1 protein-coding gene is annotated in these 310 nt (G+C 63.9%); it reads right to left on the bottom strand.

The annotated features are described in order from the left end of the window. The coding region (locus H7I57_RS24940) for a nucleotide-binding YajQ family protein (protein WP_264026801.1) at window positions 1–309 on the bottom strand (309 nt) is incomplete at its 3' end. Between the last annotated feature and the right edge of the window lies 1 nt (window position 310).

Raw genomic sequence — 310 nt, 5'->3', positions numbered from 1 at the left:
GATCTTCTTGGCCTGCTCGCTGCTGATGCCCTGCTGCAGCGTGCCCGAGACGCGGTAGGTCTTGCCGCTGGGCTGCGGGTCGCCGGCGTCGAAAGCCTTCATCGAGATGTCCCGGCGGACCAGCTTCTCCTTGAACACGTCGACCGCGGCCTTCAGACGCTCCTCGGTCGAGCTGACCAACTCGATGACCTCATCGCCCTTCCAGACGATGGTGGTGTCGGTGCCACGGAAGTCGAAGCGGGTGGACAGCTCTTTGGCGGCCTGGTTCAGGGCGTTGTCGACCTCCTGTCGATCGACCTTGCTGACGATG

The organism is Mycolicibacterium pyrenivorans, assembly GCF_025821625.1.
Lineage (GTDB): Bacteria > Actinomycetota > Actinomycetes > Mycobacteriales > Mycobacteriaceae > Mycobacterium > Mycobacterium pyrenivorans.
Note: the sequence above shows the minus strand (reverse complement) of the source record. Positions and strands in the feature narration are given on the sequence as shown.